Annotated in this window: 27 protein-coding genes; 11 read left to right on the top strand and 16 right to left on the bottom strand. The window is 72.0% G+C overall.

Annotated features, from left to right (window positions below; translation table 11 throughout):
* Positions 1 to 601 precede the first annotated feature (601 nt).
* The gene (locus ACZ53K_RS04125) at positions 602 to 1,255 is read right to left on the bottom strand and encodes a DNA-3-methyladenine glycosylase (protein WP_468831870.1); all 654 of its coding nucleotides are present in this window, start codon (positions 1,253 to 1,255) and stop codon (positions 602 to 604) included.
* A 184-nt stretch (positions 1,256 to 1,439) separates the two neighbouring features.
* On the opposite strand from ACZ53K_RS04125, the gene ACZ53K_RS04120 reads away from it, so the two are divergent.
* The 3 genes from ACZ53K_RS04120 to ACZ53K_RS04110 all read left to right on the top strand — a co-directional run bounded on the left by ACZ53K_RS04120 (position 1,440) and on the right by ACZ53K_RS04110 (position 3,828).
* Positions 1,440 to 2,222 (top strand): sporulation protein, encoded by a 783-nt coding sequence (locus ACZ53K_RS04120; RefSeq protein ID WP_468831867.1) that lies wholly within the window; start codon positions 1,440 to 1,442, stop codon positions 2,220 to 2,222.
* A gap of 101 nt (positions 2,223 to 2,323) precedes the next feature.
* On the top strand, positions 2,324 to 2,863 hold the full coding sequence (locus ACZ53K_RS04115) for a YbhB/YbcL family Raf kinase inhibitor-like protein (RefSeq protein ID WP_468831864.1): 540 nt from the start codon (positions 2,324 to 2,326) through the stop codon (positions 2,861 to 2,863).
* 461 nt (positions 2,864 to 3,324) lie between these two features.
* Complete coding sequence (locus tag ACZ53K_RS04110) at positions 3,325 to 3,828, top strand: HNH endonuclease (protein WP_468831861.1); 504 nt, start codon at positions 3,325 to 3,327, stop codon at positions 3,826 to 3,828.
* 12 nt (positions 3,829 to 3,840) lie between these two features.
* Here the strand turns inward: ACZ53K_RS04110 and ACZ53K_RS04105 are convergent, their stop codons facing one another.
* The 4 genes from ACZ53K_RS04105 to ACZ53K_RS04090 form a co-directional block, all read right to left on the bottom strand.
* Positions 3,841 to 4,608: a sulfite exporter TauE/SafE family protein gene (locus ACZ53K_RS04105; RefSeq protein ID WP_468831858.1), complete on the bottom strand. Its 768-nt coding sequence runs from the start codon at positions 4,606 to 4,608 to the stop codon at positions 3,841 to 3,843.
* 123 nt (positions 4,609 to 4,731) lie between these two features.
* Positions 4,732 to 5,682, bottom strand: coding sequence for an SPFH domain-containing protein (locus tag ACZ53K_RS04100; RefSeq protein WP_468831855.1), 951 nt, complete (start codon positions 5,680 to 5,682; stop codon positions 4,732 to 4,734).
* A gap of 139 nt (positions 5,683 to 5,821) precedes the next feature.
* Positions 5,822 to 6,232 (bottom strand): NfeD family protein, encoded by a 411-nt coding sequence (locus ACZ53K_RS04095; RefSeq protein ID WP_468831921.1) that lies wholly within the window; start codon positions 6,230 to 6,232, stop codon positions 5,822 to 5,824.
* A gap of 88 nt (positions 6,233 to 6,320) precedes the next feature.
* The gene (locus tag ACZ53K_RS04090) at positions 6,321 to 7,112 is read right to left on the bottom strand and encodes an ABC transporter ATP-binding protein (protein WP_468831852.1); all 792 of its coding nucleotides are present in this window, start codon (positions 7,110 to 7,112) and stop codon (positions 6,321 to 6,323) included.
* A gap of 107 nt (positions 7,113 to 7,219) precedes the next feature.
* On the opposite strand from ACZ53K_RS04090, the gene ACZ53K_RS04085 reads away from it, so the two are divergent.
* A complete protein-coding gene (locus ACZ53K_RS04085; RefSeq protein WP_468831849.1) occupies positions 7,220 to 8,041 on the top strand; it encodes a hypothetical protein in 822 nt (273 codons plus the stop codon).
* A 253-nt stretch (positions 8,042 to 8,294) separates the two neighbouring features.
* On the opposite strand, the gene ACZ53K_RS04080 is transcribed toward ACZ53K_RS04085, so the two are convergent.
* The 4 genes from ACZ53K_RS04080 to ACZ53K_RS04065 form a co-directional block, all read right to left on the bottom strand.
* A complete protein-coding gene (locus tag ACZ53K_RS04080; RefSeq protein WP_468831846.1) occupies positions 8,295 to 8,540 on the bottom strand; it encodes a chaplin in 246 nt (81 codons plus the stop codon).
* Between the two features lie 113 nt (positions 8,541 to 8,653).
* Positions 8,654 to 8,893: a chaplin gene (locus tag ACZ53K_RS04075; RefSeq protein WP_468831843.1), complete on the bottom strand. Its 240-nt coding sequence runs from the start codon at positions 8,891 to 8,893 to the stop codon at positions 8,654 to 8,656.
* 214 nt (positions 8,894 to 9,107) lie between these two features.
* Positions 9,108 to 9,806: a response regulator gene (locus ACZ53K_RS04070; RefSeq protein WP_468831919.1), complete on the bottom strand. Its 699-nt coding sequence runs from the start codon at positions 9,804 to 9,806 to the stop codon at positions 9,108 to 9,110.
* Between the two features lie 19 nt (positions 9,807 to 9,825).
* Positions 9,826 to 11,001: a GAF domain-containing sensor histidine kinase gene (locus tag ACZ53K_RS04065; RefSeq protein ID WP_468831840.1), complete on the bottom strand. Its 1,176-nt coding sequence runs from the start codon at positions 10,999 to 11,001 to the stop codon at positions 9,826 to 9,828.
* A 182-nt stretch (positions 11,002 to 11,183) separates the two neighbouring features.
* Here ACZ53K_RS04065 and ACZ53K_RS04060 point away from each other — a divergent pair, with 182 nt between their 5' ends.
* The 4 genes from ACZ53K_RS04060 to ACZ53K_RS04045 all read left to right on the top strand — a co-directional run bounded on the left by ACZ53K_RS04060 (position 11,184) and on the right by ACZ53K_RS04045 (position 14,928).
* Positions 11,184 to 11,999, top strand: a complete 816-nt coding sequence (locus ACZ53K_RS04060) for an SDR family NAD(P)-dependent oxidoreductase (protein ID WP_468831837.1) — start codon at positions 11,184 to 11,186, stop codon at positions 11,997 to 11,999.
* Entirely contained in the window at positions 11,996 to 13,114 is a 1,119-nt protein-coding gene (locus ACZ53K_RS04055; RefSeq protein ID WP_468831834.1) for an S-adenosylmethionine:tRNA ribosyltransferase-isomerase, read from the top strand. Before ACZ53K_RS04060 ends, ACZ53K_RS04055 begins: the two co-directional genes overlap by 4 nt.
* Before the next feature lie 16 nt (positions 13,115 to 13,130).
* Positions 13,131 to 13,832, top strand: a complete 702-nt coding sequence (locus ACZ53K_RS04050) for a nitroreductase family protein (RefSeq protein ID WP_468831831.1) — start codon at positions 13,131 to 13,133, stop codon at positions 13,830 to 13,832.
* Positions 13,833 to 14,196: 364 nt separating this feature from the next.
* Positions 14,197 to 14,928 carry a transglycosylase SLT domain-containing protein gene (locus ACZ53K_RS04045; protein ID WP_468831828.1) on the top strand — a complete coding sequence of 244 codons (732 nt, stop codon included), beginning with the start codon at positions 14,197 to 14,199 and terminating at the stop codon, positions 14,926 to 14,928.
* 114 nt (positions 14,929 to 15,042) lie between these two features.
* On the opposite strand, the gene ACZ53K_RS04040 is transcribed toward ACZ53K_RS04045, so the two are convergent.
* Positions 15,043 to 17,661 carry an ABC transporter ATP-binding protein/permease gene (locus ACZ53K_RS04040; protein ID WP_468831825.1) on the bottom strand — a complete coding sequence of 873 codons (2,619 nt, stop codon included), beginning with the start codon at positions 17,659 to 17,661 and terminating at the stop codon, positions 15,043 to 15,045.
* Positions 17,662 to 17,902: 241 nt separating this feature from the next.
* On the opposite strand from ACZ53K_RS04040, the gene ACZ53K_RS04035 reads away from it, so the two are divergent.
* Together ACZ53K_RS04035 and serB are read left to right on the top strand one after the other, a co-directional pair.
* Entirely contained in the window at positions 17,903 to 19,900 is a 1,998-nt protein-coding gene (locus ACZ53K_RS04035; RefSeq protein ID WP_468831822.1) for a streptophobe family protein, read from the top strand.
* Positions 19,901 to 19,968: 68 nt separating this feature from the next.
* Positions 19,969 to 21,216: a phosphoserine phosphatase SerB gene (serB, locus tag ACZ53K_RS04030; RefSeq protein WP_468831819.1), complete on the top strand. Its 1,248-nt coding sequence runs from the start codon at positions 19,969 to 19,971 to the stop codon at positions 21,214 to 21,216.
* Positions 21,217 to 21,373: 157 nt separating this feature from the next.
* On the opposite strand, the gene ACZ53K_RS04025 is transcribed toward serB, so the two are convergent.
* The 4 genes from ACZ53K_RS04025 to ACZ53K_RS04010 all read right to left on the bottom strand — a co-directional run bounded on the left by ACZ53K_RS04025 (position 21,374) and on the right by ACZ53K_RS04010 (position 23,903).
* Entirely contained in the window at positions 21,374 to 21,892 is a 519-nt protein-coding gene (locus ACZ53K_RS04025) for a SixA phosphatase family protein (protein ID WP_468831816.1), read from the bottom strand.
* 110 nt (positions 21,893 to 22,002) lie between these two features.
* Entirely contained in the window at positions 22,003 to 22,212 is a 210-nt protein-coding gene (locus ACZ53K_RS04020) for a hypothetical protein (RefSeq protein ID WP_468831813.1), read from the bottom strand.
* Between the two features lie 208 nt (positions 22,213 to 22,420).
* Positions 22,421 to 22,537: an SGM_5486 family transporter-associated protein gene (locus ACZ53K_RS04015; protein ID WP_468831810.1), complete on the bottom strand. Its 117-nt coding sequence runs from the start codon at positions 22,535 to 22,537 to the stop codon at positions 22,421 to 22,423.
* 4 nt (positions 22,538 to 22,541) lie between these two features.
* Positions 22,542 to 23,903, bottom strand: coding sequence for a CynX/NimT family MFS transporter (locus ACZ53K_RS04010; RefSeq protein WP_468831807.1), 1,362 nt, complete (start codon positions 23,901 to 23,903; stop codon positions 22,542 to 22,544).
* 131 nt (positions 23,904 to 24,034) lie between these two features.
* On the opposite strand from ACZ53K_RS04010, the gene ACZ53K_RS04005 reads away from it, so the two are divergent.
* Positions 24,035 to 24,718, top strand: a complete 684-nt coding sequence (locus tag ACZ53K_RS04005) for a FadR/GntR family transcriptional regulator (RefSeq protein ID WP_468831804.1) — start codon at positions 24,035 to 24,037, stop codon at positions 24,716 to 24,718.
* Between the two features lie 80 nt (positions 24,719 to 24,798).
* On the opposite strand, the gene fabI is transcribed toward ACZ53K_RS04005, so the two are convergent.
* Together fabI and fabG are read right to left on the bottom strand one after the other, a co-directional pair.
* Positions 24,799 to 25,575, bottom strand: coding sequence for an enoyl-ACP reductase FabI (fabI, locus tag ACZ53K_RS04000; RefSeq protein ID WP_468831801.1), 777 nt, complete (start codon positions 25,573 to 25,575; stop codon positions 24,799 to 24,801).
* Positions 25,576 to 25,580: 5 nt separating this feature from the next.
* The gene (fabG, locus tag ACZ53K_RS03995) at positions 25,581 to 26,285 is read right to left on the bottom strand and encodes a 3-oxoacyl-[acyl-carrier-protein] reductase (protein ID WP_468487914.1); all 705 of its coding nucleotides are present in this window, start codon (positions 26,283 to 26,285) and stop codon (positions 25,581 to 25,583) included.
* Between the last annotated feature and the right edge of the window lie 189 nt (positions 26,286 to 26,474).

The following is a 26,474-nucleotide window of genomic DNA, read 5'->3' as shown; positions in this document are numbered from 1 at the left end:
TCAAAGGAACCTCATCCTCCGGCTGCTGCCGGTGGACGGGGTATCAACATATCTGGCGTTGACTTTTGGCACGCTGTTGAGTTCTCAAGGAACGGACGCTTCCTTTGTGCCTGTTTCACCAGGCTCTCCGGGCGCTTCCCTTCGGTCTTGCGTTTCCGACTCTATCAGATCCTCGCGGTCCTGATTTTCGCCGGTGCGTTTCGGCCTTTCGGCTTCTTCGCGGTTCCAACCTTACCAGATCCGTTCGGCGTTTCCGCTTTCCGTTTCCGGCTCCCTGCTGGAGCGGGGCGGCCGTCCGGCTTTCGCTTTCCGGCCTTTCCGACTCTATCAGATCCGTTTCGCGATCCGTTGCCGGATCGAATTCGTTTCCGATGCCCCGCCGGCGGGGCGTGTTACGCCTTTCGGCGTGATCACTACTTTAAGCGAATTCCCGTGCGGCGCATAATCGCGCCGTGGCGGCCTCGAATTTCGGCAAGCGAAATAAGACCCCGCCGGGGGTGATCGTTCGTAGGTAGTGGGTTTGCGTCGCTCGGCGGCCCGCGCAGACAGCGCTGCCCGTGTCAAGCGGCTCGGGCTACGTTAGGCGGTCCGGCGGGCAGAGTCAAGCAGCCCTGCTCCGGCGCTTGCGCGGCACGTGGGCGCGGTACGGGCTGACGGTGGGATCACCGTCGATCCAGAAGCGCCACGGGTGCACGGCGCCCTCGCCGCTGATGCCCGTACGCGGGCCGTTGAGCACGTCGGTGGTCTCCGCCGGGTGGCCGTGCAGGACGGTGAGCGGCTGGTCCGGGGCGGTGGAGCAGATGTCCGTACCGTCCAGGGAGCGGTCGATGTCGAGGGCGGTGGCGAGCCGGGCCGGTCCCTTGGCCAGTTCGCGGGCGTTGCGCGCCTTCGGGCGGCGTTCGGCCGCCTGCTCCGTTCCGGTGAGCACTTCGCCGGCTCGCAGCAGGACACCGCTGGCGGTGTCCTGCTTGTTGCAGACCAGGTTGAGGCTGAACCACATGCCGTAGATGAAGTACACGTACGCGTGGCCGGGCGGTCCGAACATGGAGGCGTTGCGCGCGGTGCGTCCCCGGTAGGCGTGCGAGCCCGGGTCCGAGGATCCGTTGTAGGCCTCGACCTCGGTGATGCGCAGTTCGATCGGCCCCTGGGGGGTACGGCGTACGAGGGTGCGGCCGAGCAGCTCAGGCGCGACGTCCAGGACGGGACGGTCGAAGAAGTCCCGCGTGAGCGGTCGGCGGTCCGGTGCGACGATCATGCGGATCAAGGGTAACGGAGAGCGACGCGAACCAGCGGGTGGGCGACTGGCCACCGGGCGTCCCGGTTGGGAAGGTGTGGCTCACGGAACCGGCCGGCGCCGCCCGGCGTGGGTAGCTGACGGACCGGGCCGCGATCACGGCGCATCACACGAGGTACAGGCGTCTGCCTGGGGAGGAACGAGCATGGGGTTCAAGAAGCTGCTGGCCAGCTTGGGGGCCGGAGGCGCGTCGGTGGAGACGGTGCTCTTCGAGGAGAACGTCGTTCCGGGCGGGGTCGTGCAGGGCGAGGTGCGGATCCAGGGCGGTTCGGTCGCCCAGCAGATCGAGAAGCTGTCGGTGGGCCTCCAGGCGCGGGTGGAGGTCGAGGGCGGCGAGCAGGAGTACAAGCGGGACGTCGAGTTCACCAAGCTGCAGCTCGGCGGGGCCTTCGAGGTGCAGGCCGGCGCGGTGCACACGGTGCCGTTCGGGCTGGAGATCCCGTGGGAGACGCCGGTGACGACGTTCCTCGGGCAGCAGCTGCACGGGATGCACGTGGGGGTGACGACGGAGCTGGCGATCGCCCGTGCGGTGGACTCCGGCGACCTCGATCCGGTCCAGGTGCATCCGCTGCCGGCGCAGCAGGCCCTGCTGGACGCGTTCGGCCGGCTCGGGTTCCGGTTCAAGAGCGCCGACCTGGAGCAGGGGCACATCCGCGGCACCCGGCAGCGGCTGCCCTTCTACCAGGAGATCGAGTTCCACGCGCCGCAGCAGTACCGCGGGCTGAACCAGGTCGAGCTGTCCTTCGTGGCGGACGACCGGGAGATGGACGTGGTGCTGGAGATGGACAAGAAGCCGGGGCTGTTCAGCGAGGGCAGCGACACGTACCGCTCGTTCGTCGTGCCGCTGGACGGCTATCAGGCGACCGACTGGGCCGCGTACCTCAACCAGTGGCTGGCCGAGGTCGGCGGCAAGCGGAACTGGCTCTAGAAGCCGGTCCCCCCACCGCCCCCGGCCGGACGCCCGCCGCCCGGCACACAGGCTCTAACCTGGCCGGACAGGTGTCCATTCGCGATTCAGGAGGTGCCCAGGTGTCCGAGCTCAAGCGCCGGCCGCTCCCGCACGATTTCCATCCGCCGGTGGCCGGGTTCACCGTGGTGAGTGACGAGGTGACCGACGGCGGGACGCTCCCGTCGGCGCAGGTGCAGGCGGCGGGCAACACCTCGCCGCACCTGCGGTGGGAGGGCGCGCCGGAGGGGACCCGCAGCTACGCGGTCACCTGCTTCGACCCGGACGCGCCGACCGGCAGCGGCTTCTGGCACTGGTCGGTGTTCGACATTCCCGCGTCGGTCAACGAGCTGCCCGCGGGTGCCGGCAGCGGTGACATGAAGGGGCTGCCGGAGGGGGCCGTCCACGTACGCAACGACGCGGGGTCGCGGGACTTCACGGGTGCGGCGCCGCCGCCCGGTGACGGGCCGCACCGTTACGTCTTCACCGTGTACGCGGTGGACCAGGACAAGCTCGGCCCGGACGCGGACGCGACGCCGGCCGTGGTCGGCTTCAATCTGCGGTTCCACGCGATCGGGCGGGCGCAGCTGATCGGCGAGTACGAGGTGCCCGCCGGGAGCTGAGCAGTGGGCCGGTGTCCGGACCCCGGCCGATTCGGGCCGGGGACCGGACGCCGGCCTTAAATCCGTTGCGCCCCGGCGCTTCCGCTCGCACAGTGGTGCATGGCTGACAAACGGCTCGCGGTACGGCCGTCGGGCAGCCGGCACCGCAGCGGCGGAGGCGGCGGGGCGCAGGTGTGTCGCCGGCCGCCTGCCGGAGTCCGCTCTCGTGTCGGACGGCCGCGTCGGCTGCCATACGCTCCGGGGTCCCGGCGAACGCACGGGGGTGGGGCCCCGGAGCGTGCCGCCCGTTCCGCGCCGTGGCGTGCTTCCTTCCGCCCCCTTGCCCGCACCCGTTCCTTCACTTGCCCGTCATCTCCCATCTCCCTTGTGGCGTGCGGAAATTGCGTTGTCCAGGGGATCACTGGAGCTGCACAGTGGAGCCACTTCGCCGAGCGGCGAACGGGGACCGGGAGGTGGACGGGATGCGCGAGACACTGGTGCTCAACGCGAGCTTCGAGCCGCTGGCGACGGTGTCGCTGCGGCGCGCGGTGGTGCTGGTCATGCAGGACAAGGCCGTGGTCGAGCAGGCGCATCCGGGGCTGCGGATCCGGGCCGCGGCGGTGGAGGTGCCGGTGCCGCGGGTGATCCGGCTCAGCAGGTACGTACGGGTGCCGTTCCGAAGACAGGCGGCGTGGTCGCGGCGGGGTGTGCTGGTGCGTGACCAGCACCGGTGCGCGTACTGCGGGCGGCGGGCGACGACCGTGGACCACGTCGTGCCGCGGTCGCGCGGCGGTGGGGACACCTGGCTGAACACGGTCGCGTCGTGCGCCGAGGACAATCACCGCAAGGCGGACCGGACGCCGGAGCAGGCCGGAATGCGGCTGCTGAGCAGGCCGTTCGAGCCGACGCCCGCCGATGTGCTGGTGGCGGCGCTGGCCGGTTCCGTACGGGAAGAGCTCCCGGAGTGGCTGGGGCTGCCTGCGTAATGGCTCCGCGGGTCACTTCAGCAGCAGTTGGGTGATCGCCGCGATGCCGACCGCGACGATCACCCCGCGCAGTACGGCCGGCGGCAGGCGGCGGCCGATCTTGGCGCCGATCAGGCCGCCGAGGGCCGAGCCGGCCGCGATGAGGACGACGGCCAGCCAGTCGATGTGCGCGGCGAAGAGGAAGAAGAGCGCGGCGACGCCGTTGACGAACAAGGCCAGGACGTTCTTGATGGCGTTGAGGCGTTGCAGGTTCTCGCTGAGCAGCAGGCCCATCAGGGAGAGGTAGATGACGCCCTGGGCGGCGCCGAAGTAGCCGCCGTACATGCTCGCGAAGAAGAGTCCGGTCAGCAGCAGGGCACCACCGTCCGTACGGACGGTGGTGCCGTTGCGTTCGCGGCGGGCGCGCAGCGCGGCGGCGAGCCGGGGCTGGACGACGACGAGGACGAGGGCCACGGCGATCAGGACGGGCACGATGGCATCGAAGGCGTCGGAGGGCAGTACCAGGAGCAGGGCCGCGCCGATCAGTCCGCCGGCCAGGGCGGCGGCGCCGAAGCGCCGTATGCGGCGTCCCTGGCCGGCCAGTTCGCGCCGGTAGCCGAAGGCGCCGCTGAGCGAACCGGGCACCAGGCCGAGGGTGTTGGAGACGTTGGCGGTGACCGGTGGCAGACCGATGGCCAGCAGGACCGGGAAGGTGATCAGGGTCCCGGAGCCGACGACGACGTTGATCGCGCCGGCGGCGCCGCCCGCCCCGAAGACGGCGAGTGCTTCCCAGACGGTCATACGGGCTCCCTGGTGCATGATCGGTACGGTCCGGCCCGATCATGCACCAGGGCCCGCCCCCGGGAACAGCACTTTCGGCATGCTGCCGTGCTGCCGGGGGCGGGCCCTGGGTGGGACCGTGTGTCAGTCGATGGTCGGCTGTTCGCGGTGCGGGGCGGACTTGGTCATGCCGTGGCCGCCGGACGGGGCGCCGCCGCCCGTGGGGTTGAAGCTGTTGATGGCGCCGCCGAGGCCCTTGAGGGCGTCGCCGATCTCGCTGGGCACGATCCAGAGCTTGTTGGCGTCGCCCTCGGCGATCTTCGGCAGCATCTGGAGGTACTGGTAGGACAGCAGCTTCTGGTCCGGGTCGCCGGCGTGGATGGACTCGAAGACCACCCGGATCGCCTGCGCCTCGCCCTCGGCGCGCAGCGCGGCGGCCTTGGCCTCACCCTCGGCGCGCAGGATCGAGGACTGCTTCTCGCCTTCGGCGGTGAGGATCTGGGACTGCCGGACACCTTCGGCCTGGAGGATCGCGGCGCGCTTGTCCCGGTCGGCGCGCATCTGCTTCTCCATCGAGTCCTGGATGGAGGTCGGCGGCTCGATCGCCTTCAGCTCGACGCGGTTGACGCGGATGCCCCACTTGCCGGTGGCCTCGTCCAGGACGCCGCGCAGTGCCGCGTTGATCTCCTCGCGGGAGGTCAGGGTCCGTTCCAGGTCCATGCCGCCGATGATGTTGCGCAGCGTCGTGACGGTGAGCTGCTCGATCGCCTGGATGTAGCTGGCGACCTCGTACGTCGCGGCGCGCGCGTCGGTGACCTGGTAGTAGATGACGGTGTCGATGTTCACGACCAGGTTGTCCTGGGTGATCACCGGCTGCGGGGGGAAGGGGACGACCTGTTCGCGCAGGTCGATGCGGTTGCGGATGGAGTCGATGAACGGGACGACGATGTTCAGGCCCGCGTTCAGGGTGCGGGTGTAGCGGCCGAAGCGCTCGACGATGGCGGCGCTGGCCTGCGGGATGACCTGGATCGTTTTGATGAGTGCGATGAAAACGAGCACCACCAGGATGATCAGGACGATGATGATCGGTTCCACTGCGGCTCCCCGGTACCCCTCGGTTACTGGCTGCGGCGGCCTGGGCCGGCCCTGTCTTGATCGAGTCTCCCAGAGCGACGGGCCGGCGCGCTGGCGGTTCGCCTCATCCGTGCGCTCGTACGACGACTGGCTTGAACGCTCACATGACGACCGCGGTGGCGCCTTCGATCTCCACCACGTCCACCTTCTGGCCCGGTTCGTAGACCTGGTCCGCGTCCAGCGCGCGGGCGGACCAGACCTCGCCGCCCAGTTTGATCCGGCCGCCGGCCGCGTCGACCCGCTCCAGGACCGTGGCGGAGCGGCCCTTGAGGGCGTCGATTCCCGAGGCCAGCTGCGGGCGTTGACTGCGGTGGCGGTTGGCGATGGGGCGTACCACCGCGATGAGCGCGACCGAGACGGCGGCGAAGACGACGAACTGCATGACCGTGCCCCCGCCGAGTCCCGCGGTGACGGCACCGGCGACGGCACCGACCGCGAGCATCCCGAACTCGGGCATCGCGGTCACGACGAGCGGAATGCCCAGTCCTACGGCGGCGACGAGCCACCACACCCATGGATCCACGCCTTCATGGTAGATCCGCCGGACGGCCCGGGACAGGGGCCGTCCGGTCAGGAAGAGTGCGGCGGTGGCGGGCTCTTCAGGAGAGCGGCAGGCCCTGGGCGGTCCAGCGGTCGCCGTTGCGCTCGACGACCAGCGGCAGGCCGAAGCAGTGCGAGAGGTTGCCGGAGGTCAGCTCCAGGTCGAGCGGTCCGGCGGACAGCACCTTGCCCTGGCGGATCATCAGGACGTGGGTGAAGCCCGGGGGGATCTCCTCGACGTGGTGGGTGACCATGATCATGGAGGGGGCGTACGGGTCGCGGGCGAGCCGGCCGAGGCGGCGTACGAGATCCTCGCGGCCGCCGAGGTCGAGGCCGGCCGCGGGCTCGTCCAGGAGGAGCAGCTCGGGGTCGGTCATCATCGCGCGGGCGATGAGGGTGCGCTTGCGCTCGCCCTCGGAGAGGGTGCCGAACTTCCGGTCGAGGTACTCGTTCATGCCCAGGCGGTCGAGGAAGGCGCGGGCGCGCTGCTCGTCGATGTCCTCGTACTGCTCGCGCCAGCCGGCGGTCATGCCGTACGCGGCGGTGAGCACGGTCTGCAGGACGGTCTGGCTGCGCGGCAGCTTGTCGGCGAGGGCAATGCCGGCCACGCCGATGCGCGGGCGCAGGTCGAAGACGTCGACCTTGCCGAGGGTCTCGCCGAGGATCGACGCGGTCCCGGTGCTCGGGAAGACGTAGCTGGAGGCGACGTTGAGCAGGGTGGTCTTGCCGGCGCCGTTGGGGCCGAGGATCACCCAGCGCTCGCCCTCCTTGACCGACCAGGAGACCTGGTCCACCAGAGCCCGTCCTTCGCGGACCACGGATACGTCCACCAGCTCCAGCACATCGCTCATGAGCGCGTTGTCTCCCATTGCATATCGGTCGTCTCGTGCGCCTGTGGGCGCATCCCCCCTGCAAACCTACGCCACTCAATGTCAGTGCCTGTCCTTAGGCTGGGGACATGCTCGATGAACCTCGTTCGGGACGCCTGGCCGCGTGGGGAAATGCCCTCTTGGCCGGGCTTGTCTCACCTGATGAAGCCGCGCAGCGGATCGCGGACGACGACGCGGTGCACCGCGTGCGGGACCTGCCCGGGGAGCCGGGTCCGGTCGGGCTGACGCTCGCGCTGGGGCGGCTGCGGACGCTGGGGGCGACGGGCCTGCGGGTGGCGCTGCCGGTGCCGGGCCACCCGCTGGGGCTGAGCGGTCCCCCGGAGTTCAACGCGCGGGCACTGGAGGCCGAGGAGGCGGTGCTGGCGTCCGGGGCGGCGCTCGGACTCGTCCCCGAGGTGTGGGAGTCGGGCCCCGAGGGCGCCGGGGTGCCGCGCGAGGACGTGCATGTCGAGGTCGTCTGGCACTGCCTGCCCGTGCGGGACGCGCCCCCGGCGGACGTGCCCTCGCTCGGCGAGGCGGAGCGGGAGCTGGCGGAAGCGCTGCGGGAGGCCACCGAGGTGCTGTCCCGGCTGGACGTGGCGGGTTCGGGGCCGGTCGCGCAGGCGGCGCTGGAGGCGTACCGCGCGCGGGCCGAGGCGGGCCGGCAGGTGCTGGCGCCCGGCTATCCGCCGAGGGCGGTGCGGGTGCTGGAGCTGGCGCAGCGGGTCGGCGCGCTCATCGGCATCGCGCGGAGCGCCGGCGGGGAAGGGCAGGAGCACGGCGGGGCGGTGAGCGCGTCCGAGATGGCGGCCCGGGCCGAGGCGCTGCGCCCGGTGGAGCGGACGGCCCGGCGGGCGCAGGTGGCGGCGTACAACGCGTATGTGGAGGAGGCGGAGCGGCGACGGGGGTGAGTGGCGCCGATCGGCGGGGTCGGTGGGCGGGCCGGGCCGGTCCGCTTCCGTACTGAGGCGGGGCGGGCCCGGCCGTACGAAGGACCCGGCGGCACGAAGGGCCCTGCCGTACGAGGGCCCCGGCGTACCGAACCTACGGGGGCCGGACCTACGAGAGTCGGCCCCACGGGGAAGGCCCCGTCCGGCCGGGGTGCGGTCGGGCGGGGCCTTCAGCGGGACGCGGGTGCCGGCGCGGTCCGGCGTGTGCCGTGGGTCAGTGGTTCACGGCGGTGTTGTGGTGGGCCGGGTTGAGGATGCCCACGACGTTGACGGTGTTGCCGGAGAAGTTCACGGGCACGTCGACGGGGACCTGTACGTGGTTGCCCGAGAGGACGCCGGGGGACTTGACGGCCGCGCCGTTGGCGTGCGCGTGCCCGGTCGCGGCGGCGGTCCCGGCGGCGGCACCGGCGGCCAGTCCGGCGGTGGCGAAAACGAGAGCGGCCTTCTTGGCGGTGTTCATGGGAGTGGTTCCTCACGTGTCGGCGCGGGGCCGTGGGGTGGTGGTCATCGGGTGCTCGGCGAGGCCGGCCCGTCGGGGGTGGGTGGCCGGGCCGGCCCGTCGCGCGGAAGCGGTCAGGAGTTGTGGCTGCGGTTCCCGAAGGCCGGGTTGAGGACGCCGACGACCGAGATGCTGTTGCCGGTGACGTTGACCGGGACGTGCACCGGGACCTGAAGCAGGTTGCCCGAAAGGACACCGGGGGAGTTCACGACGTGGCCCTGCGCGATGCCCTGGGCGGAGGCGATACCGGCACCGGCGACGGCGAGTCCGCCCGTGGCGATCGTGACGGCCACGGCCCTCTTGATGTTCTTCACTTCTCTGACCTCTCCTAACGACGGCCGCGGTCGACTTCCGCGGCACGCCATGGAGAACGGCCGGACGCCTGACGGGTTGCGCCACACGGGTGACGTCCACCCGACGGTATGAATCTCGGATCGGATGACGGCGAACCGGCCCGCGCCCTGATAGTCGGATCACCGCAGGTGCCCTGGCCGGTCCGGCTCCCGGCCCGGCCCCGAAGCCGGTCCGTCAGGCGCCGATGCCGTGCCGGACCGCCCAGAGGGCGGCCTGGGTGCGGTCGGCCAGGTCGAGTTTCATCAGGATGTTCGACACGTGGGTCTTGACGGTCTTTTCGGACAGCACCAGCGCGCGGGCGATCTCGCGGTTGGAGCGGCCGTCCGCTATCAGGGCGAGGACCTCGCGCTCCCGGTCGGTCAGTGACGTACCGCGGCCCTGGCCGTGGTTGCCCTCCTCCTGGGAGAGCAGCGCGCCGGCCACCTCGGGCTGGAGCAGGACGTGTCCGGCGTGTACGGAGCGGATGGCGCCGGCCAGCGCGTCCGGGTCCACGTCCTTGTAGACATAGCCCGCGGCGCCCGCGCGGAGTGCCGGGACGACGGTGCGCTGCTCGGTGAAGCTGGTGACGACCAGCACCCGGGCCGGGTTGTCCAGTTCGCGCAGCTTGCGCAGGGCTTCGATGCCGTCCATGCCCGGCATCTTGACGTCCATCAGGACGACGTCCGGGCGCAGTTGCTCGGCGGCGGCGATGCCCTCGGCGCCGTCGGACGCCTCCCCCACCACCTCGATGTCGTCCTGGACCTCCAGGAACGTGCGCAGCCCGCGCCGGACGACCTGATGGTCGTCGACCAGCAGCACCCTGATGGTCCGCCCGTCGCCCGCCACCGCCCTTCGGTCGAAACTCCCCCGGGCTTCGCCCGCGGGGACCCCCATCGCGTTGCCCCTCTTGTCTTCACCCACCGGGCACCTCCATCTCCACAGCAGTGCCCTTGCCGGGCTCCGATTCCACGATGAGCCGGCCTCCGACGCCGCTCGCCCGGTCGCGCATCGACACCAGGCCCAGGTGGCGGCCCGCGCGGCGGACCGCGCGGGTGTCGAAGCCGCAGCCGTCGTCGGCGACCCGCAGCAGGGCGCCCTGGCCGTGCCGTACGAGGGTCACCTCGACACGGTCCGCGCCGGCGTGCCGCAGGGCGTTGTGCAGGGCTTCCTGGGCGACGCGCAGCAGTGCTTCCTCCTGGGCGGCGGGCAGCGCCCGTACTCCTTGGGCCTCGAAGGTGACGTGTGCGTGGTGGGCGCGGTCCAGGACCTGGGTCTGGGAGCGCAGGGTGGCGACGAGGCCGTCCTCGTCCAGGGCGGCGGGCCGCAATTCGACGACGGCGGCGCGCAGTTCGTCGGCGGCTTCCGCGGCGAGGGCGGCGACCTGCTGCAACTCGCCCTTGGCGCGCGCCGGGTCGCGGTCCACCAGGGCGGTGGCGGCCTGGGCGGTGAGCCGGAGGGAGAAGAGTTTCTGGGCGACGGCGTCGTGCAGTTCGTGGGCCAGCCGGGCGCGTTCGCCCGCGATGGTCAGTTCGCGGCTGCGTTCGTAGAGGCGGGCGTTGGTCAGGGCGATGGCGGCGTGCTGGGCGAGTATGCCGAGCAGCCGTTCGTCCTCGGAGGTGAAACCGCAGCCGCCGGCGGGCTTGGGGCACTTCTTGTTAGCGAGGAAGAGCGCGCCGAGGATTTCGTCGCCGTCGGCGACCGGCAGGCCGATGAAGTCGGACATGTCCGGGTGGGCGGCGGGCCAGCCGCCGAAGCGGGGGTCCGTACGGACGTCGGCGAGCCGCTCCGGGGTGGCGTTGTGCAGCATCGCGGCGAGGATGCCGTGCTGGCGCGGCAGCGGGCCGATGGCCTTCCACTGCTCCTCGCTGACGCCGTCGACCACGAACTGGGCGAAGCCGCCGTGGTCGTCGGGCACGCCGAGGGCGGCGTACTCGGCGTCGAGCAGTTCGCGGGCGGAGGCGACGATCGTCTTGAGGACGTCGCGCACCTCCAGATGCCGGCTCATGGCGAGGATTGCGCTGCTCACGGCGGGGATTCCGGCGTTCGGCCCGTCTCCCGGTCCGTGTCCGTCTCCCGGTCCGTTGGTCATGCCTTCACGGTACCGGCGGGCGGTGACAGCCGTATCGGACCACCGTCGGCCTTCGGCTGGGCCCACCGGCCTAGGGCGAAGTGCCCTGGCCGTCCCGCCCGCTGCCCGAGGCGGCCCGGGCCGCCCGGTTCCTAGCGTGGGCGGCAAGGACGCACATCGAGGCGGAGAGGCGGTACGGGCCCATGCCGGTCGCAGTCATCACGGGGGCATCGAAGGGGCTGGGGCGTGCGCTGGGCGCCGCGCTGGCCGGGCGTGGCTGGGATCTGGTGGTGGACGCCAGGTCGGCCGGGCCGCTGGAGGAGGCGGCGCGCGGGCTGCGGCGGGCGGGGGCGCGGGTGGTGGCGCTGCCCGGGGATGTGACGGACGCCGCGCACCGGGTGGAGCTGGTGGCTGCGGCGCGGGAGCTGGGCGGGCTGGATCTGCTGGTGAACAACGCGAGCGTGCTGGGCGCCGAGCCGTTGGTGCGGCTGGAGGAGCTCCCGCTCGACGGGCTGCGGGCGGCGCTGGAGGTGAACGCGGTGGCGCCGCTGGGGCTCGTGCAGGAGGCGCTTCCGCTGCTGCGGGCCTCGAAGCTGTTCGGGGGGTCCGTCTCGTCTCCTCGTGAGTCCACCTCTTCTCCCTATATAGGGGGTGCCGACGCCTCTTCTTCTTATATAGGGACGAGTACCGGCAAAGCGCCCGGCTTCGGCGGGGCCGTGCTCAGCATCAGCTCCGACGCGGCGGCCGAGGCATACGAGACCTGGGGCGGCTACGGGGCGGCGAAGGCGGCGCTCGACCAGCTCTCGGCGGTGCTGGCGGTCGAGGAGCCGGGGCTGCGGGTGTGGTGGGTGGACCCGGGTGACATGCGGACGGATCTGTACGCGGCGGCCGTGCCCGCCGACGACGGCTCCGGGCGCCCGCTGCCCGAGACGGTCGTACCGGCGCTGCTGCGGCTGCTGGACGCCGGCGCGGCCAGTGGGCGGTACGCGGCGCCGGGCCTGCTGGACGGTGCCCGGTGACCGCCGAGGTGCTGCGGGTGCCGCCGGAGCTGTCGGCGCGGGAGCCGGCCGAGCAGCGCGCCCCCGGCCTGGAGCGCGACGCGGTGCGCCTTCTGGTCAGCCGCGGTACGGCGCAGCCCGCGCACCACGCGTTCCGGGAGCTGCCGCGGCTGCTGTCAGCCGGGGACGTCCTGGTGGTGAACACCTCGCGCACCCTCCCGGCGGCGCTGGACGGCCGGATCGGGGACGGGCGGGGCCGGGGTGAACCGGTGGTGGTGCACTTCTCGACGCGGGCGGACCGGCGGTATCCGCGGCCGGAGGCGGCGGCGGGGGACTGGGCGGTGGAGCTGCGGTCGCCGGACGGCCGCGGCAGCACCCGGCAGCGGGCGGGCGGCCCGGCGGGCACGGTGGTGCGGCTGCCGGGCGGCGCGCGGCTGGTGCTGCGGGTGCCGGTGGACCCCGGGAGCGTGCGGCTGTGGTGGGCGCGGGTGTCGGGGGCGCCGGTCCTGGAGGTGCTGCACCGGTACGGGCGGCCGATCCGGTACGGCTACACGGACCGGGACCAGCCGCTCTCCGCGTACCAGACGGTGTTCGCGGTGGGCTCGCCCGACGCCGGGGGCAGTGCGGAGATGCCGAGTGCGGCACGGCCGTTCACCGCGTCCCTGGTGGCGCGGCTGGTGAGCAGGGGTGTGCAGATCGCGCCGGTGACGCTGCACACGGGGGTGGCGTCGGCGGAGGCGTACGAGCCGCCGTACCCGGAGCGCTTCGCGGTGCCGCCGTCCACGGCGTGGCAGATCAACGCGGCGCGGGCGGGCGGCGGGCACGTCGTGGCGGTGGGGACGACGGCCGTGCGGGCGCTGGAGAGCGCCGCCGCCGACGACGGGCGCATCAGGGCGGCCTCCGGGTGGACCGATCTGGTCGTCACCCCGGAGCGCGGGGTGCGGGCGGTGGACGGGCTGCTGACCGGGCTGCACGAGCCGGAGGCGTCGCACCTGCTGATGCTGGAGGCGGTGGGGCGGGCGGCGGCGGGCGGCGCGGCCTTCGGGGTTGCGCTGTGCCGGGCGTACGCGGAGGCCGTACGGCAGCGCTATCTGTGGCACGAGTTCGGGGATCTCCATCTCGTGCTGCCGTCCTGAGCTCCAGACTCGGAGCATGTCGACACCAACGAGGAACTGGACACCGACCCACGGCGATCCCTACCGGTCGGTGCCGTACCACCCGGAGCGGATGCCGGCCGGCGAGTCGCTGGCCCGCGCCGCCGAACTGCGGGAGCGGATGGACCGGAGGCGGACCGTCCGGCAGTTCTCCGCCGATCCGGTGCCGGAGCAGGTGGTGAAGGACGCCATCGCCTGCGCGGCCACCGCGCCCTCCGGCGCGCATCAGCAGCCCTGGACGTTTGTGCTGGTCAAGGACCCCGGGGTGCGGCGGCGCATCCGGGAGGCCGCGGAGGAGGAGGAACGTGTCTCCTACGCGGGGCGGCTCGGCGAGGAGTGGCTGGCGGCGCTGCGGCCGCTGGGCACGGACGAGATCAAACCGCATCTGACCGACGCGCCCCACCTGATCGTCGTCTTCGAGCAGCGGTACTGGCTGGGCGCGGACGGCGCCAAGCACAAGCACTACTACGTGGACGAGTCGGTGGGCATCGCGGTCGGGATGCTGTTGTCCGCGCTGCACCTGTCGGGCCTGGCGGCGCTGGTCCACACGCCGAGCCCGATGCGCTTCCTCCAGGAGGTACTGGGGCGGCCCGCCAACGAGAAGGCGTTTGCCGTGATTCCGGTCGGATATCCGGCACAGGACTGTCGCGTACCGGATCTGGTGCGAAAGACCCTGGACCAGGTCCTGGTGGAGATCTAATTCACTGACATACTGTGCGAGTGCAATCACACCGAGCAACTAAACCTCTTGCTCGGTGTGACGCCGCGCATAGGACCCACGTCACTTACGAACGGCATTAGTGGCTTTGTGGCACGCGTACGACTTTTGGACGATGCGGGGTATACCTGGGGTGGACCCGGCGATGACGCCGGGAGAACCCGGCCGTGACGCGATATCCGCGCCCCGGGTTCCACTATGCGGGATCGTAAATCGGCTCTTTGCTCAGTGAATTTTCGGCCGCTAACAATGACTCTCGTCGCTCGGCGCCGTGGACAGAACTCGGCGTTCATCGCCTCCCCCGGCCACAGCGGCGCACCCCCGTTGGATAGAGGTCAGTCTCCCCATGCCCAAGCACGCCATTCCCGGCTACGCCCGCCTGAACCGGACGCACAAGCTCTCGGCCGCCGGCGTCGCCGCAGCCGGTGCCGCCGCCCTGGTCTTCGCCGTCGTTCCGGGCTCGGCCGACGCCAAGCAGGGTCACGACCAGGCGGCCGTCCAGAACGTCAAGCCGGTCGCCTTCGGCGCGGTCGACAACGCCGCCAAGACCCAGCAGGACACCATCGGCAAGCAGGCGGACGCCTCCGCCCAGCAGGCCGAGAAGGACGCCGCCGAGGCCAAGAAGAAGGCCGCGGACGAGGCGAAGGCCAAGGAGGAGGCCGACGCCAAGGCCAAGGCCGACCAGGAGCGCAAGGGACAGGAGACCGCGAGCCGGTCCTCCGACCGCGCCGCCGCCCCGGCTCCGGCCAAGACCTACGGCAACGACCTGGACGGCTGGATCCGGGAGTCGCTGGACATCATGCAGAAGCAGGGCATCCCCGGTTCCTACGACGGCATCTACCGCAACATCATGCGGGAGTCGACCGGCAACCCGCAGGCCGTCAACGGCTACGACTCCAACGCGCAGCAGGGCACCCCGTCCAAGGGCCTGCTCCAGGTCATCGACCCGACCTTCCAGGCGTACCACGTCGACGGCACGTCCTGGGACATCTTCGACCCGGTCGCCAACATCACCGCCGCGTGCAAGTACGCCGCCGCGACCTACGGCTCGATGGACAACGTCAACTCGGCGTACTGAGCCGGACCGGCGCGCCGCACGGCCCGCCGTCCGTCCGCTCCAGGACGCGAGACCGCCGAGGGGCGGCACCCGGTCGCGGGTGCCGCCCCTCGGCGGTTGGCGTCGTGCCGTGCGCTACTTGCGCATGACCTCGGGCTCGTGGCGGCGGAGCAGCCGGGCCACCACGAAGGCGAGGGCCACGCCGAGCGCGAGCAGGATGATCATGTCCATGCCGTAGACGCTCGCCTCGTGCTTCCACAGCGGGTCGGGGTTGCCCGCCTCCCACGGCAGCAGCGTGTTCATGTCGGCGGTCGCGCCCATGGCGGCCACCGCCCAGCGCGACGGCATCAGCCAGGCCACCTGGGCGACACCGACCGTGTCGAACAGCTGGAAGAGCACACCGGTGAAGACCACCTGCACGATGGCGAACATGACCAGCAGCGGCATGGTCTTCTCGGCGGTCTTGACCAGCGCCGAGATGATCAGGCCGAACATCATCGAGGTGAAGCCGAGCGCGATGACGGCCAGGCCCATCTCGACGGCGGGCAGGTCCTTGAAGAGCACGCCCTCGGTGGGCATCTTGCGCGGGGTGAAGCCGATCGCCGCGATGATCACGCCCTGGAAGGCGGTCACCACCCCGAGCACGATCACCTTGGACATCAGATACGCGGAGCGCGACAGGCCGGTGGCCCGTTCCCGCTCGTAGATGACCCGCTCCTTGATCAGCTCACGGACCGAGTTGGCGGCGCCCGAGAAGCACATGCCGACCGCGAGGATCAGCATGATCGTGCTGGCGTCCCGGTTGGGGCCCTTGGGCCCGTACCCCAGACCGTGCTGGCTGGGTATGAGGATGGAGACCACGCCGAGCACCGCCGGCAGGATCAGCATCAGGCCGAGGAAACCGCGGTCGGAGGCGAGCACGGAGACATAGCGCCGCATCAGGGTCCACAGCTGCGAGCCCCAGCTCTGGGACTTCTGCATCCGGACCGGGGGCGCCTGGACCGACACCGACTGCGGGGCGACGGCGTCGATGTCCGCGGCGTACATCTGGTAGTGCGGGGAGCCGCGCCAGCGTCCCATCCAGTCGTAGTCGCGGTAGTTCTCGAAGGCGGAGAAGACATCCGCCCAGGAGTCGTACTGGAAGAAGTTCAGCGCCTCCTCCGGCGGACCGAAGTAGGCCACACCGCCGCCCGGCGCCATCACCAGCAGCTTGTCGCACAGTGCCAGCTCGGCGACGGAGTGGGTGACCACCAGGACCGTACGGCCGTCGTCGGCGAGGCCGCGCAGCAGCTGCATGACGTCGCGGTCCATGCCCGGGTCGAGGCCGGAGGTCGGTTCGTCCAGGAATATCAGGGACGGCTTGGTCAGCAGCTCCAGGGCGACCGAGACGCGCTTGCGCTGGCCGCCGGACAGGGAGGTGACCTTCTTGTCCTTGTGGACGTCCAGCTTCAGCTCGCGCAGCACCTCGTCGATACGGGCCTTGCGCTCGGCCTCCGCCGTGTCGCCCGGGAAGCGCAGCTTGGCCGCGTACTTCAGGGCCTTCTGGACGGTCAGCTCCTTGTGGAGGATGTCGTCCTGCGGGACCAGGCCGATGCGCTGGCGCAGCTCGGCGAACTGCTTGTAGAGGTTGCGGTTGTCGTACAGGACGTCGCCCTGGTCGGCGGGCCGGTAGCCGGTCAGCGCCTTGAGCAGGGTGGACTTGCCGGAGCCGGACGGGCCGATCACCGCGACCAGCGACTTCTCCGGGACGCCGAAGGAGACGTCCTTGAGGATCTGCTTGCCGCCGTCGACGGTGACGGTCAGATGGCGAGCGGAGAAGGACACCTCGCCGGTGTCGACGAACTCCTCCAGCCGGTCGCCGACCAGCCGGAACGTGGAGTGGCCGACGCCGATGATGTCGTTCGGACCGACCGGCGCCTTCCCGGACTTGGGGACCGGCTGGCCGTTGATGTACGTGCCGTTGTGGCTGCCGAGGTCATGGATCTCGAAGCGGCCGTCGGGCGTGGCCCGGAACTCGGCGTGGTGCCGGGAGACCTGGAGGTCGGAGACGACCAGCTCGTTCTCCAGCGCGCGGCCGATGCGCATGACGCGGCCGAGGTCCAGGCGGTGGAACGTGGTCGGGCTGCGGTCGCCGTAGACCGGCGGGGCGGTGGCGCGGGACCGGTCCGCGGGGGGCTGCTGGGCCACGGGCGGCTGCTGCGCCACGGCGGGCCCGCCGTGGGGCGGCTGCTGCGCGGCGTACGGAGCCTGCGGCTGCTGGTTCCACCCCTGCTGCTGAGGCACCTGGTGGGCCGGGGCCTGATGCGGTACCTGCTGGGCGGGCGCCTGGTGGACCGGCGGCTGCTGGGCCTGCGGCGGCGCCCAGCCAGGGCCCCCCTGCTGCTGCGGCGCGGGCCGGGCCTGCGGCGGCGCCATCGCGGTCTGCGCGCCGTGCACGCCGGCCGGCGCGGCGCTGCCGGACAGGCTCAGCCGCGGGCCGTCCGTGGCGTTGCCGAGATGCACCGCGGAGCCGGGGCCGATCTCCATCTGGTGGATCCGCTGCCCCTGGACGTACGTGCCGTTGGTACTGCCCTGGTCTTCGATGATCCAGCCGCGCCCGCCCCAGCGCACGGTGGCGTGCCGCCAGGAGACCCTGGCGTCGTCCAGCACCATGTCGCCCTGCGGATCTCTGCCCAGGCTGTAGGACCGGGACGGGTCGAGCGTCCAGGTCCGTCCGTTCAATTCGAGTACGAGTTCAGGCACTCCATGCCCCATTACATAGTCCCCCGAGTGACGCCCTGTATGGGAAGTCTAGGGATGGCGAACATCGTGAGGAACTATTTCAGGCGCGGTGCCCGGAGCCAAAAAACCGGCCTGACAAGGTCATCGGCCGCTTGCGTTGACGGCGGCGAAAGGCCCACGGAGAGTGGTAAGCGCCCACGGATGCCCATGGATGCGTACGGATCATGGCATCACGCGCTTTCGGGGCGACCCGTCTCGGATCGGGGGGCTGCCGATGACCGCCGCGAGGACCGCGGGAATCCGCTGGGGCGATGTGGTGCTGTCCGCCGTCGCCGCGGTGAGCTGGGCGTTCCTGGCGATGGCCGGGGTGGCCGCGCTGGGGCTGCACCTGCTCGGCGCCGACTCGGCGGCGTCGCTCGGGCCGCTGACGGCGGCGGCCGTGGTGCTGGCCGTGGGCGGCTCCGTGACGCCGTCGGGCGATGTGCGCGCCTTCGGGCTGGAGGGGCAGGCGGCCGAATCCGCCGTTGACATCGCTCCGTTGGGCGTGGGTCTGGTGGGCGCCCTGGTGCTGGGGTGGGTGTTCGCCCGCTCGCTGCGCCGGGCCGGCGCGACCATCGGCTGGGGCGAACTGCTCGCCAGGGCAGCGGCGTTGGCCGCGCTGTTCGTGGCGCTGCTGGCCTTCCTGGCCTGGGCCGGACACGACTCCGTAACGATCGACGGCAAGACGCTGGCCGGGCTGGGCGGGCTCGTCGGCGGCGGGGGCGGTGGCGGCGGCTCGGGAGGCGGCAGCGGTGACGGCGGGCTGCTGGACCGACTGCGGGACAGTCTGGGCGATCTCGGGATCGGCGACGGCGGCGACAGCGGCGGGCTGCCCGGGCAGATCGCCGACCTCATCGGCGCCGAGGCGTCCGTCGGATTCGCGGTGAACACCGGCGCCTCCCTCGTAGGAGGCGGGGTGTGGGTGCTGGGTGTCCTGGCCATCACGGTGCTGGCGGCCCGGCGGGCGCCGCTGCCGCGCGCGCTGGAGGCGGCCCACCGCTACGTGCGGCCCGCAGCGTCGGCGCTGGTCACGGTGGCGCTGCTGGCGGTGGCCGCGGGCCTGGCGGCAGCCGGGTACGCGGCCATCGGCGACGACCACCCCCGGCGGGTGCTGGGAGCGGCGCTGCTCGCCGCCCCGAACGGCGTATGGCTCGGGATTCCGCTGGGCCTCTTCGTCCCCTGGCACGGCAGCGCGTCCGGCGTGCTCACCCGGTTCCTGCCCGATCCCCTGGACCGGCTGCTCGACGGCCGCAACGAGGCACAGCTGACCATCGGACGGCTCGCCGAGCTGGACGGACGGGTGTGGCTGCTGCCGGTCGCCGCCGCGCTGCTGATGCTGCTCGCGGGCGTCCTCACAGCGGCCCGTACGCCACGGGAGGGCACCCGGACGCTGCCGTTCGCGCTGCGGTGCGCGGCGGGGCTGGGCGCGCTGACCGCGCTGGCCCTGCCGCTGATGGTGCACCTGACCGGCGTCTCGGCGAACGCGAGCCTGTCCGTCTTCGGGTTCGACGCCTTCGGGGCGGGCCTGGAGCTGCGCGGAAGCGTGGCGGCGGCGTTCGCGCTGGGGGCGGTGTGGGGCGCGGTGGCGGGCCTGGTGGGCGGGCTGCTGGCTAGCGCCACCGGGGCCGCCGGGCGGCGGGCGGTACGGCTGCCCGGTCGCGCGGAGCCGCCGGAGGGCGGCGTACGGGGGTACGCCGAAGCTTCCGGCCTTGGTGCGCCGGGCTACGGCCCTTCCCAACCGCAGCCCCAGTCCCAGGACTATCCCGACGCCGCTTACAGGTCCGGCCCGTACACCCCCTCCCCCGTATACCGCCCGCCGCACGCCGAAACGAACCCCTACCTGCGCCCGCCATCGGACGAGGAGACGCCCAGGCCCCGGGGCGGCGGCCCGTCCCCCGGGCAGCTTCCGCGTGCACAGAACTGGCCGCCGCCACCCCCGGGGCGGCCTCCGGAGACGCAGACCTGGCCACCTCCCCCGGAACGGCCCCCGCCCACCCAGGACTGGCGTCCGCCGACCGCCGGGCACGCGGCGCCGACGGCGAGCCGTCCCGGGAGCAGGCCACCAGCGGCACCGCCGCCGCCCGACTCCCATCCCACGGTGGACGGCGGGTACCGGCCGCCCCCTCCCCCGCCCCGCTCGGTGCCGCCGAAGCCGCGCGGCAGGCCGCGGCAGCGGCGGGAGGAACCGCCCGGCGAGCCACCGCCTCCTGGGCGCCCGGGAGAAGGGCGCTGAGCAGCGGAGCGTCCGTACCACGGACACCTGTACGGGAGCCGGCGCGGGCCGGTTACCGTAAGAGCACCATGAGTGCATCGCAGATCCCGCCTGCCACCGCCGTACCGGGCGACGACGTACCGACCCTTCTCGTCAAGATCTTCGGCAAGGACCGGCCCGGCATCACCGCCGGGCTCTTCGACACCCTCGCCGCCTACTCCGTCGACGTCGTCGACATCGAGCAGGTGGTCACCCGGGGCCGCATCGTGCTGTGCGTCCTGGTCACCTCGCCCGTCCCGGCCGGCGGCTCGTCCGGCGCCACCGAGGGTGACCTGCGCGCCACCGTGCACAGCTGGGCCGAGTCGCTGAACCTCCAGGCCGAGATCATCTCCGGCACCGGCGACAACCGGCCGCGCGGCACCGGCCGCTCGCACGTCACCGTGCTCGGCCACCCGCTCACCGCGGAGTCCACCGCCGCCATCGCCGCCGCGATCACCGGCACCGGCGGCAACATCGACCGTATCTTCCGGCTCGCCAAGTACCCCGTCACCGCCGTGGAGTTCGCCGTCTCCGGCACCCCGACCGAGCCGCTGCGCACCGCGCTGGCCACCGAGGCGGCCGCGCTCGGCGTGGATGTCGCGGTGGTCGCCTCGGGGCTGCAGCGCCGGGCGCAGCGGCTGGTCGTCATGGACGTCGACTCCACCCTCATCCAGGACGAGGTCATCGAGCTGTTCGCGGCGCACGCGGGCTGCGAGCAGGAGGTCGCCGAGGTCACCGCGGCGGCGATGCGCGGCGAGCTGGACTTCGAGGAGTCGCTGCACGCCCGCGTCGCGCTCCTGGAGGGGCTGGACGCGGGGGTGGTGGAGCTGGTGCGCAAGGAGGTACGGCTGACGCCCGGCGCACGGACGCTCGTCCGCACCCTCAAGCACCTCGGTTACCAAGTCGGCGTCGTCTCGGGCGGATTCACCCAGGTCACCGACGCGCTCCAGGAGGAACTGGGGCTGGACTTCGCCTCCGCCAACACCCTGGAGATAGTGGACGGCAAGCTCACCGGCAAGGTGACCGGCGAGATCGTCGACCGGGCGGGCAAGGCCCGGCTGCTGCGGCGCTTCGCCCACGAGGCCGGCGTACCGCTCGCGCAGACCGTCGCGATCGGTGACGGCGCCAACGACCTGGACATGCTGAACGCGGCGGGCCTGGGCGTCGCCTTCAACGCCAAGCCGCTGGTGCGCCAGGCCGCGCACACGGCGGTGAATGTGCCGTTCCTGGACACCGTGCTGTATCTGCTCGGCATCACCCGTGAAGAGGTCGAGGCGGCGGACACGCACGACGACTGAGGGCCGTACGACGGCCGCGGACCCGTGCAGCACCTGCGGCCCCGAAGAACGACGACCGCGGACCCGTGTACGAAACGAGGGCTCCGGCGCACCTGGCGCCGGAGCCCTCGTCCGTACGGCGCGGCCGGGTCACCGGACCGGCGGCCGGCTCACCGCGTCAGGCGTGCGGCGTCCAGAAGGCGGCCAGGCGGGCGACGCCGTGCTCGACCGTCTTCCAGGAGCCGGTGAAGGTCAGTACGGCGACCGAGGAGGTCGGGAAGCCGCTGCGGTTCATCCGCGGCAGCAGATCGCCCTCCGCCTCGCCCGCCAGCGCGTCGGCGAGGGCGTGCATCCCGGGGTTGTGGCCGACCAGCATCAGGTCGCTCACCTCGTCGGAGGTCTCGTTCAGCAGCGCGATCAGTTCGCCGAGGGAGGCTTCGTACAGCCGCTCCTCGTAGACGGTCCTGGGGCGCTGCGGCAGCTCGCCCACGACGAGCTTCCAGGTCTCGCGCGTACGGGCGGCGGTCGAGCACAGGGTCAGGTCGGGGGTGATTCCGGCTCCGGCCAGCCAGTGACCGGCGACCGGGGCATCCTTGCGGCCTCGCTCCGCGAGGGGGCGCTCGTGGTCGCTCTCCTGCGACCAGTCGGCCTTGGCATGGCGAAGAAGGACAATCCGGCGAGGTGTTTCGGCGCTCATGTGTCCAGCTTCGCACGAAACGCAGCACGGGGCGCGAGGTGTTGAGGCGCTCCCCCCGCAGGGTGAACGCTCCTGCGGTACACCGCCGCCACCGGGCCCGGCACGGGCTCTCAGCTTCCGATGCCGAAGAGGCGGGCGAGGAATTCCAGTACGGGCGCCAGGCCCTGGGACGCGCTCACCGCGTGCGCCGAGGACGGCGCCGTCATGACGACGAGCAGTGCGACGAAGGAGACGACGGCGAGGGTCAGGGCCCACCATGGCAGGCCCGTGCGCGCGCCCGGGCGTCGGGTTGCGGACGGCCTGCTGGAGACGGCGGACATCGGTGGCCTCCGGGGGCGTTGGCGGGGACTGGCGCGGCCGCGTGGTGCGGCCGCGCCCACCGCAGCGGCACGGTGTGCTTCGAACCTACGGTCCCGCGGGGGCCGTTCCCATCCGGTACGCCACCCACTTGCCCCTGACCCTGACCCCCTAGGGGATGGTGGGGCTGCCCCCACCTCCGCGCCCCGGCGGACGGGCGGGCGCGGTGCGTCAGGGTGAGGCGAGGCTCGCGATGACGGCGATGACGACGGTCACGGCGAGCATCGCGCCCAGGACCATGAGCAGTTTCTTCTGTCCGCCCGGCGGATTCGGTTCGAGCACTGGCATGGCTTCAGTGTCGCACCCGGACTTCGTCCTCCATCCGGCGGTCCCGTCCCGCCAGCATCCCGACGGCCATCTGGGGCACCATCAGCGCGGCCATCAGGGCGATGGGCAGCCCCCAGCCGCCGCTGTGCTGGTAGAGCGTGGCCACCAGGAGCGGCCCGGGGATGGAGATCAGATAGCCGACGCTCTGCGCGAAGGCGGACAGCCGTACGACGCCCTCGGCGCTGCGCGAACGCATCCCGATCATCGTCAGGGCCAGCGGGAAGGAGCAGTTGGAGATGCCCAGCAGCAGCGCCCAGGCCCAGGCGCCGGAGGCCGGGGCCAGCCACAGCCCGGTGTAACCGGCCAGCCCGCACACGCCGAGCCCGACGGCCAGCGGCCCCTGGTTGCGCATCCGGGCGGCCACCCGGGGCAGGACGAAGGAGAGCGGGACGCCCATCGCCATCGTGACGGCGAGCAGGACGCCCGCGGTACCCGCGGAGACCCCGGCGTCGCGGAAGATCTGCGGCATCCAGCCCATGGTGATGTACGCGGCGGTGGCCTGGAGGCCGAAGAAGACGGCCAGCGCCCAGGCGGTCGGCGACGTGCTGACCCGCAGTGTGGCGGCGGGCGCGGCGGGCCGGCGGGCACGCGTCCCGCCGCCTTCCGTCCTGCGGCCGCGGACGACCGTCAGCCAGGGCAGGACGGCGAGCACGGCGAGCACCGCCCACACCACGAGACCGGACTGCCAGCTGCCGCCGAGCGCGGACGTGAGGGGAACGGTCAGCGCCGCGGCGAGCGAGGTACCCAGGGCGAGTGCCATCGAGTACAGGCCGGTCAGCGGGCCGACGCGGTCCGGGAACCAGGTCTTGATGACCACCGGCAGCAGGACGTTGCTGACCGCGATGCCCGCGAGGGCCAGCGCGGTGGCGGCGAGGAAGCCGGCGGTACCGCCCGTGTAGGGCCGTACGACGACGCCCACGGCGATCGCCGCCATCCCGGCGCAGACGACCGCGCCCGGGCCGAAACGCCGGGCCAGCCGCGGGGCGGCGGTGCCGAAGACCGCGAAGCACAGGGCCGGTACGGAGGTGAGCAGCCCGGCGACGGTCGCGCTCATGCCCAGTCCGGACCGTACCTCCTCCATGAGCGGGCCGAGACTGGTGATGGCCGGGCGGAGGTTGAGGGCGGCCAGCACCAGACCGGCGACCATCAGGAACGGCAGCGCCCGGCCGGCGGCCGGTTCCGGAGCCGTGGCCGGGGCGGTCGGTACGGCAGGTGCGGCCGGCGTGCCCGGTGCAGTCGGCGTGCCCGGTACGGCCGTGTGCTGCTCCGGCGGCACGCCGGTGGTCCCGGCGCCGGAGCCGAGTGTCGCGAGGGAGTCGTCTGGCATGGGCTCATCATAGAATCATGGGATGAATCCTTGTCCAGGTCACCAGCCGGTTCCCCTGCCCGGCGGTCTCGCTATCCTCTCGCGGTGCCTACCGACGGGCCTTCGGCCCTCTCCCCCACAGGAGCGCTGACATGCCACTGACCTCGCCCCGGCGCTCCGCGCTGGCGGACCAGGTGATCACTCAGCTGCGGGCCCAGATCACCTCCGGCGAATGGCCGGTGGGCTCCCGCATCCCGACCGAGCCCGAACTGGTCGAACAGCTCGGGGTGGCCCGCAACACCGTCCGCGAGGCCGTACGGGCCCTGGCGCACAACGGTCTGCTGGACATCCGGCAGGGCTCGGGCACGTACGTGGCGGCGACCAGCGAGCTGGCCGGGGTGATGAACCGCCGCTTCGCGGACGCCGACCCCGAACACGTGGCCGAACTGCGCAGCGCGCTGGAAGCGGCGGCGGCCCGGCTGGCGGCCCGGCGCCGCACCGACCACGACCTGCGGCAGCTCGACACCGCGCTGGAGCGGCGCGAACGGGCATGGGAGTCCGGCGCCGCGACCACGTTCGTGGAGGCCGACGCGACACTGCACACGGCGGTCGTCGCGGCCTCCCACAACGAGGTGCTGGCCGAGCTGTACGCCGACCTCGGGGGCGTACTGCGGGAATTCCTGCGCGCGGACGTGGGCGATGTCCTTCGTCCCGAGGCGCATGTGGACCACGCGCGGCTGGTGGCGGCGATCCGCGCGGGCGACGACGAGAGTGCCGCGACCGAGGCGAGCGCGCACCCCTTCGGCTGCCGGATCGGCGGCCGGCGCTCCGGCTGACCATCGGCGCGCTCTCACCACGCACGCTGCCCGCCCCGGCGAACCGGGACGGGCAGCGTTACGAGCGTTTACGGGGTGTGTCAGGCACCCATCATGTGCACGCCACCGTCAACATGCACGATCTCACCGGTGGTCTTCGGGAACCAGTCCGAGAGCAGCGCGACGACGCCGCGGCCGGCCGGCTCCGGGTCGGTGAGGTCCCAGCCGATCGGCGCGCGGGTGGACCACACGTCCGTCAGCTCCTCGAAGCCGGGGATGGAGCGGGCGGCCATCGACTTGATCGGACCCGCCGAGATCAGGTTGCAGCGGATGTTCTTCGGGCCCAGGTCACGCGCGAGGTAGCGGGAGGTGGCCTCCAGCGCCGCCTTGGAGACGCCCATCCAGTCGTACTTCGGCCAGGCCATCTGCGCGTCGAAGTCCATGCCGACGACCGAGCCGCCGCGCTTCTCCAGCAGCGGGAGCAGCGCCATGGTCAGGGCCTTGAGGGAGTACGCGGAGACCTCGACGGCCGTCGCGACCGACTCCCACTCGGTGTTCAGGAAGTTGCCGCCCAGCGCGTCCTGCGGGGCGAAGCCGATGGAGTGCACGACACCGTCGAGCTGGTCGTCGCCGAAGTGCTCGGTGACCTTGGCGGCCAGGCCGTCCAGGTGCTCCTTGTTCTGCACGTCCAGCTCGATGACCGGCGCGGGCTTCGGCAGCCGCTTGGCGATGCGCTCGACGAGGGAGAGCCGGCCGAACCCGGTCAGCACGACCTCGGCACCCTCCTCCTGCGCCAGCTTGGCGACGTGGAAGGCGATCGAGGCGTCCGTGAGGACCCCCGTGACCAGAATGCGCTTGCCTGCGAGGATTCCACTCATGCTGATCAGTGACCCATGCCCAATCCGCCGTCGACGGGAATGACGGCTCCGGTGATGTACGCGGCCTCGTCGGAGGCCAGGAAGCGGACCGAGGCGGCGATCTCCTCGGGCTGCGCGTAGCGCGCCAGCGGCACCTGCTTCACGATGCCCTCCCGCTGCTCGTCGGTGAGCGCGCGGGTCATGTCGGTGTCGACGAACCCGGGCGCGACGACGTTGACGGTGATGTTACGGCTGCCCAGCTCACGCGCGAGGGAGCGGGCGAAGCCCACCAGGCCGGCCTTGGAGGCGGCGTAGTTCGCCTGGCCCGCGGAGCCCAGCAGGCCCACCACGGACGAGATCAGCACGACGCGGCCCTTGCGCGCCCGCAGCATGCCGCGGTTGGCGCGCTTGACCACCCGGAAGGTGCCGGTGAGGTTGGTGTCGAGAACCGAGGTGAAGTCCTCCTCGGACATCCGCATGAGCAGCTGGTCGCGGGTGACGCCGGCGTTGGCCACCAGCACCTCGACCGCGCCGTGCTTCTCCTCGATCTCCTTGTAGGCCTGCTCGACCTGCTCGGCGTCCGTGATGTCGCACTTCACGGCCAAAAATCCCTCGGGAGGCTCCCCCGAGCGGTAGGTGATGGCGACCTTGTCGCCTGCCTCGGCGAAGGCCCGGGCGATGGCGAGGCCAATGCCGCGGTTGCCTCCGGTGACCAGAACCGAGCGGCTCAAGAGATCACCCTTTCCGTGTCCTGTCCGACCTGCGTTCGCTACGAAACTATCGGTCACCGGCCTCGTACGGAGAATCGAGCCCGGACAGGCGCGCACGCCGGTCACTGTCGGGTCCCTACAGAAGGCGCCGCCGTACGGTTCCCGCGGGGTGGGCCGCGCGGCTCGGGCAGGGCATGATTCATGGCGCCG

This window comes from Streptomyces sp. NPDC033221 (assembly GCF_055577005.1).
Note: the sequence above shows the minus strand (reverse complement) of the source record. Positions and strands in the feature narration are given on the sequence as shown.

Bases quoted from the DNA above. Each gene is read 5' to 3' on its own strand.
- ACZ53K_RS04125 (WP_468831870.1), bottom strand. From the start codon at position 1,255: ATGATCGTCGCACCGGACCGCCGACCGCTCACGCGGGACTTCTTCGAC.
- ACZ53K_RS04120 (WP_468831867.1), top strand. From the start codon at position 1,440: ATGGGGTTCAAGAAGCTGCTGGCCAGCTTGGGGGCCGGAGGCGCGTCG.
- ACZ53K_RS04110 (WP_468831861.1), top strand. From the start codon at position 3,325: ATGCGCGAGACACTGGTGCTCAACGCGAGCTTCGAGCCGCTGGCGACG.
- ACZ53K_RS04105 (WP_468831858.1), bottom strand. From the start codon at position 4,608: ATGACCGTCTGGGAAGCACTCGCCGTCTTCGGGGCGGGCGGCGCCGCC.
- ACZ53K_RS04090 (WP_468831852.1), bottom strand. From the start codon at position 7,112: ATGAGCGATGTGCTGGAGCTGGTGGACGTATCCGTGGTCCGCGAAGGA.
- ACZ53K_RS04085 (WP_468831849.1), top strand. From the start codon at position 7,220: ATGCTCGATGAACCTCGTTCGGGACGCCTGGCCGCGTGGGGAAATGCC.
- ACZ53K_RS04080 (WP_468831846.1), bottom strand. From the start codon at position 8,540: ATGAACACCGCCAAGAAGGCCGCTCTCGTTTTCGCCACCGCCGGACTG.
- ACZ53K_RS04070 (WP_468831919.1), bottom strand. From the start codon at position 9,806: ATGGGGGTCCCCGCGGGCGAAGCCCGGGGGAGTTTCGACCGAAGGGCG.
- ACZ53K_RS04065 (WP_468831840.1), bottom strand. From the start codon at position 11,001: ATGACCAACGGACCGGGAGACGGACACGGACCGGGAGACGGGCCGAAC.
- ACZ53K_RS04060 (WP_468831837.1), top strand. From the start codon at position 11,184: ATGCCGGTCGCAGTCATCACGGGGGCATCGAAGGGGCTGGGGCGTGCG.
- ACZ53K_RS04050 (WP_468831831.1), top strand. From the start codon at position 13,131: ATGTCGACACCAACGAGGAACTGGACACCGACCCACGGCGATCCCTAC.
- ACZ53K_RS04045 (WP_468831828.1), top strand. From the start codon at position 14,197: ATGCCCAAGCACGCCATTCCCGGCTACGCCCGCCTGAACCGGACGCAC.
- ACZ53K_RS04040 (WP_468831825.1), bottom strand. From the start codon at position 17,661: ATGGGGCATGGAGTGCCTGAACTCGTACTCGAATTGAACGGACGGACC.
- ACZ53K_RS04035 (WP_468831822.1), top strand. From the start codon at position 17,903: ATGACCGCCGCGAGGACCGCGGGAATCCGCTGGGGCGATGTGGTGCTG.
- serB (WP_468831819.1), top strand. From the start codon at position 19,969: ATGAGTGCATCGCAGATCCCGCCTGCCACCGCCGTACCGGGCGACGAC.
- ACZ53K_RS04025 (WP_468831816.1), bottom strand. From the start codon at position 21,892: ATGAGCGCCGAAACACCTCGCCGGATTGTCCTTCTTCGCCATGCCAAG.
- ACZ53K_RS04020 (WP_468831813.1), bottom strand. From the start codon at position 22,212: ATGTCCGCCGTCTCCAGCAGGCCGTCCGCAACCCGACGCCCGGGCGCG.
- ACZ53K_RS04015 (WP_468831810.1), bottom strand. From the start codon at position 22,537: ATGCCAGTGCTCGAACCGAATCCGCCGGGCGGACAGAAGAAACTGCTC.
- ACZ53K_RS04010 (WP_468831807.1), bottom strand. From the start codon at position 23,903: ATGCCAGACGACTCCCTCGCGACACTCGGCTCCGGCGCCGGGACCACC.
- ACZ53K_RS04005 (WP_468831804.1), top strand. From the start codon at position 24,035: ATGCCACTGACCTCGCCCCGGCGCTCCGCGCTGGCGGACCAGGTGATC.
- fabI (WP_468831801.1), bottom strand. From the start codon at position 25,575: ATGAGTGGAATCCTCGCAGGCAAGCGCATTCTGGTCACGGGGGTCCTC.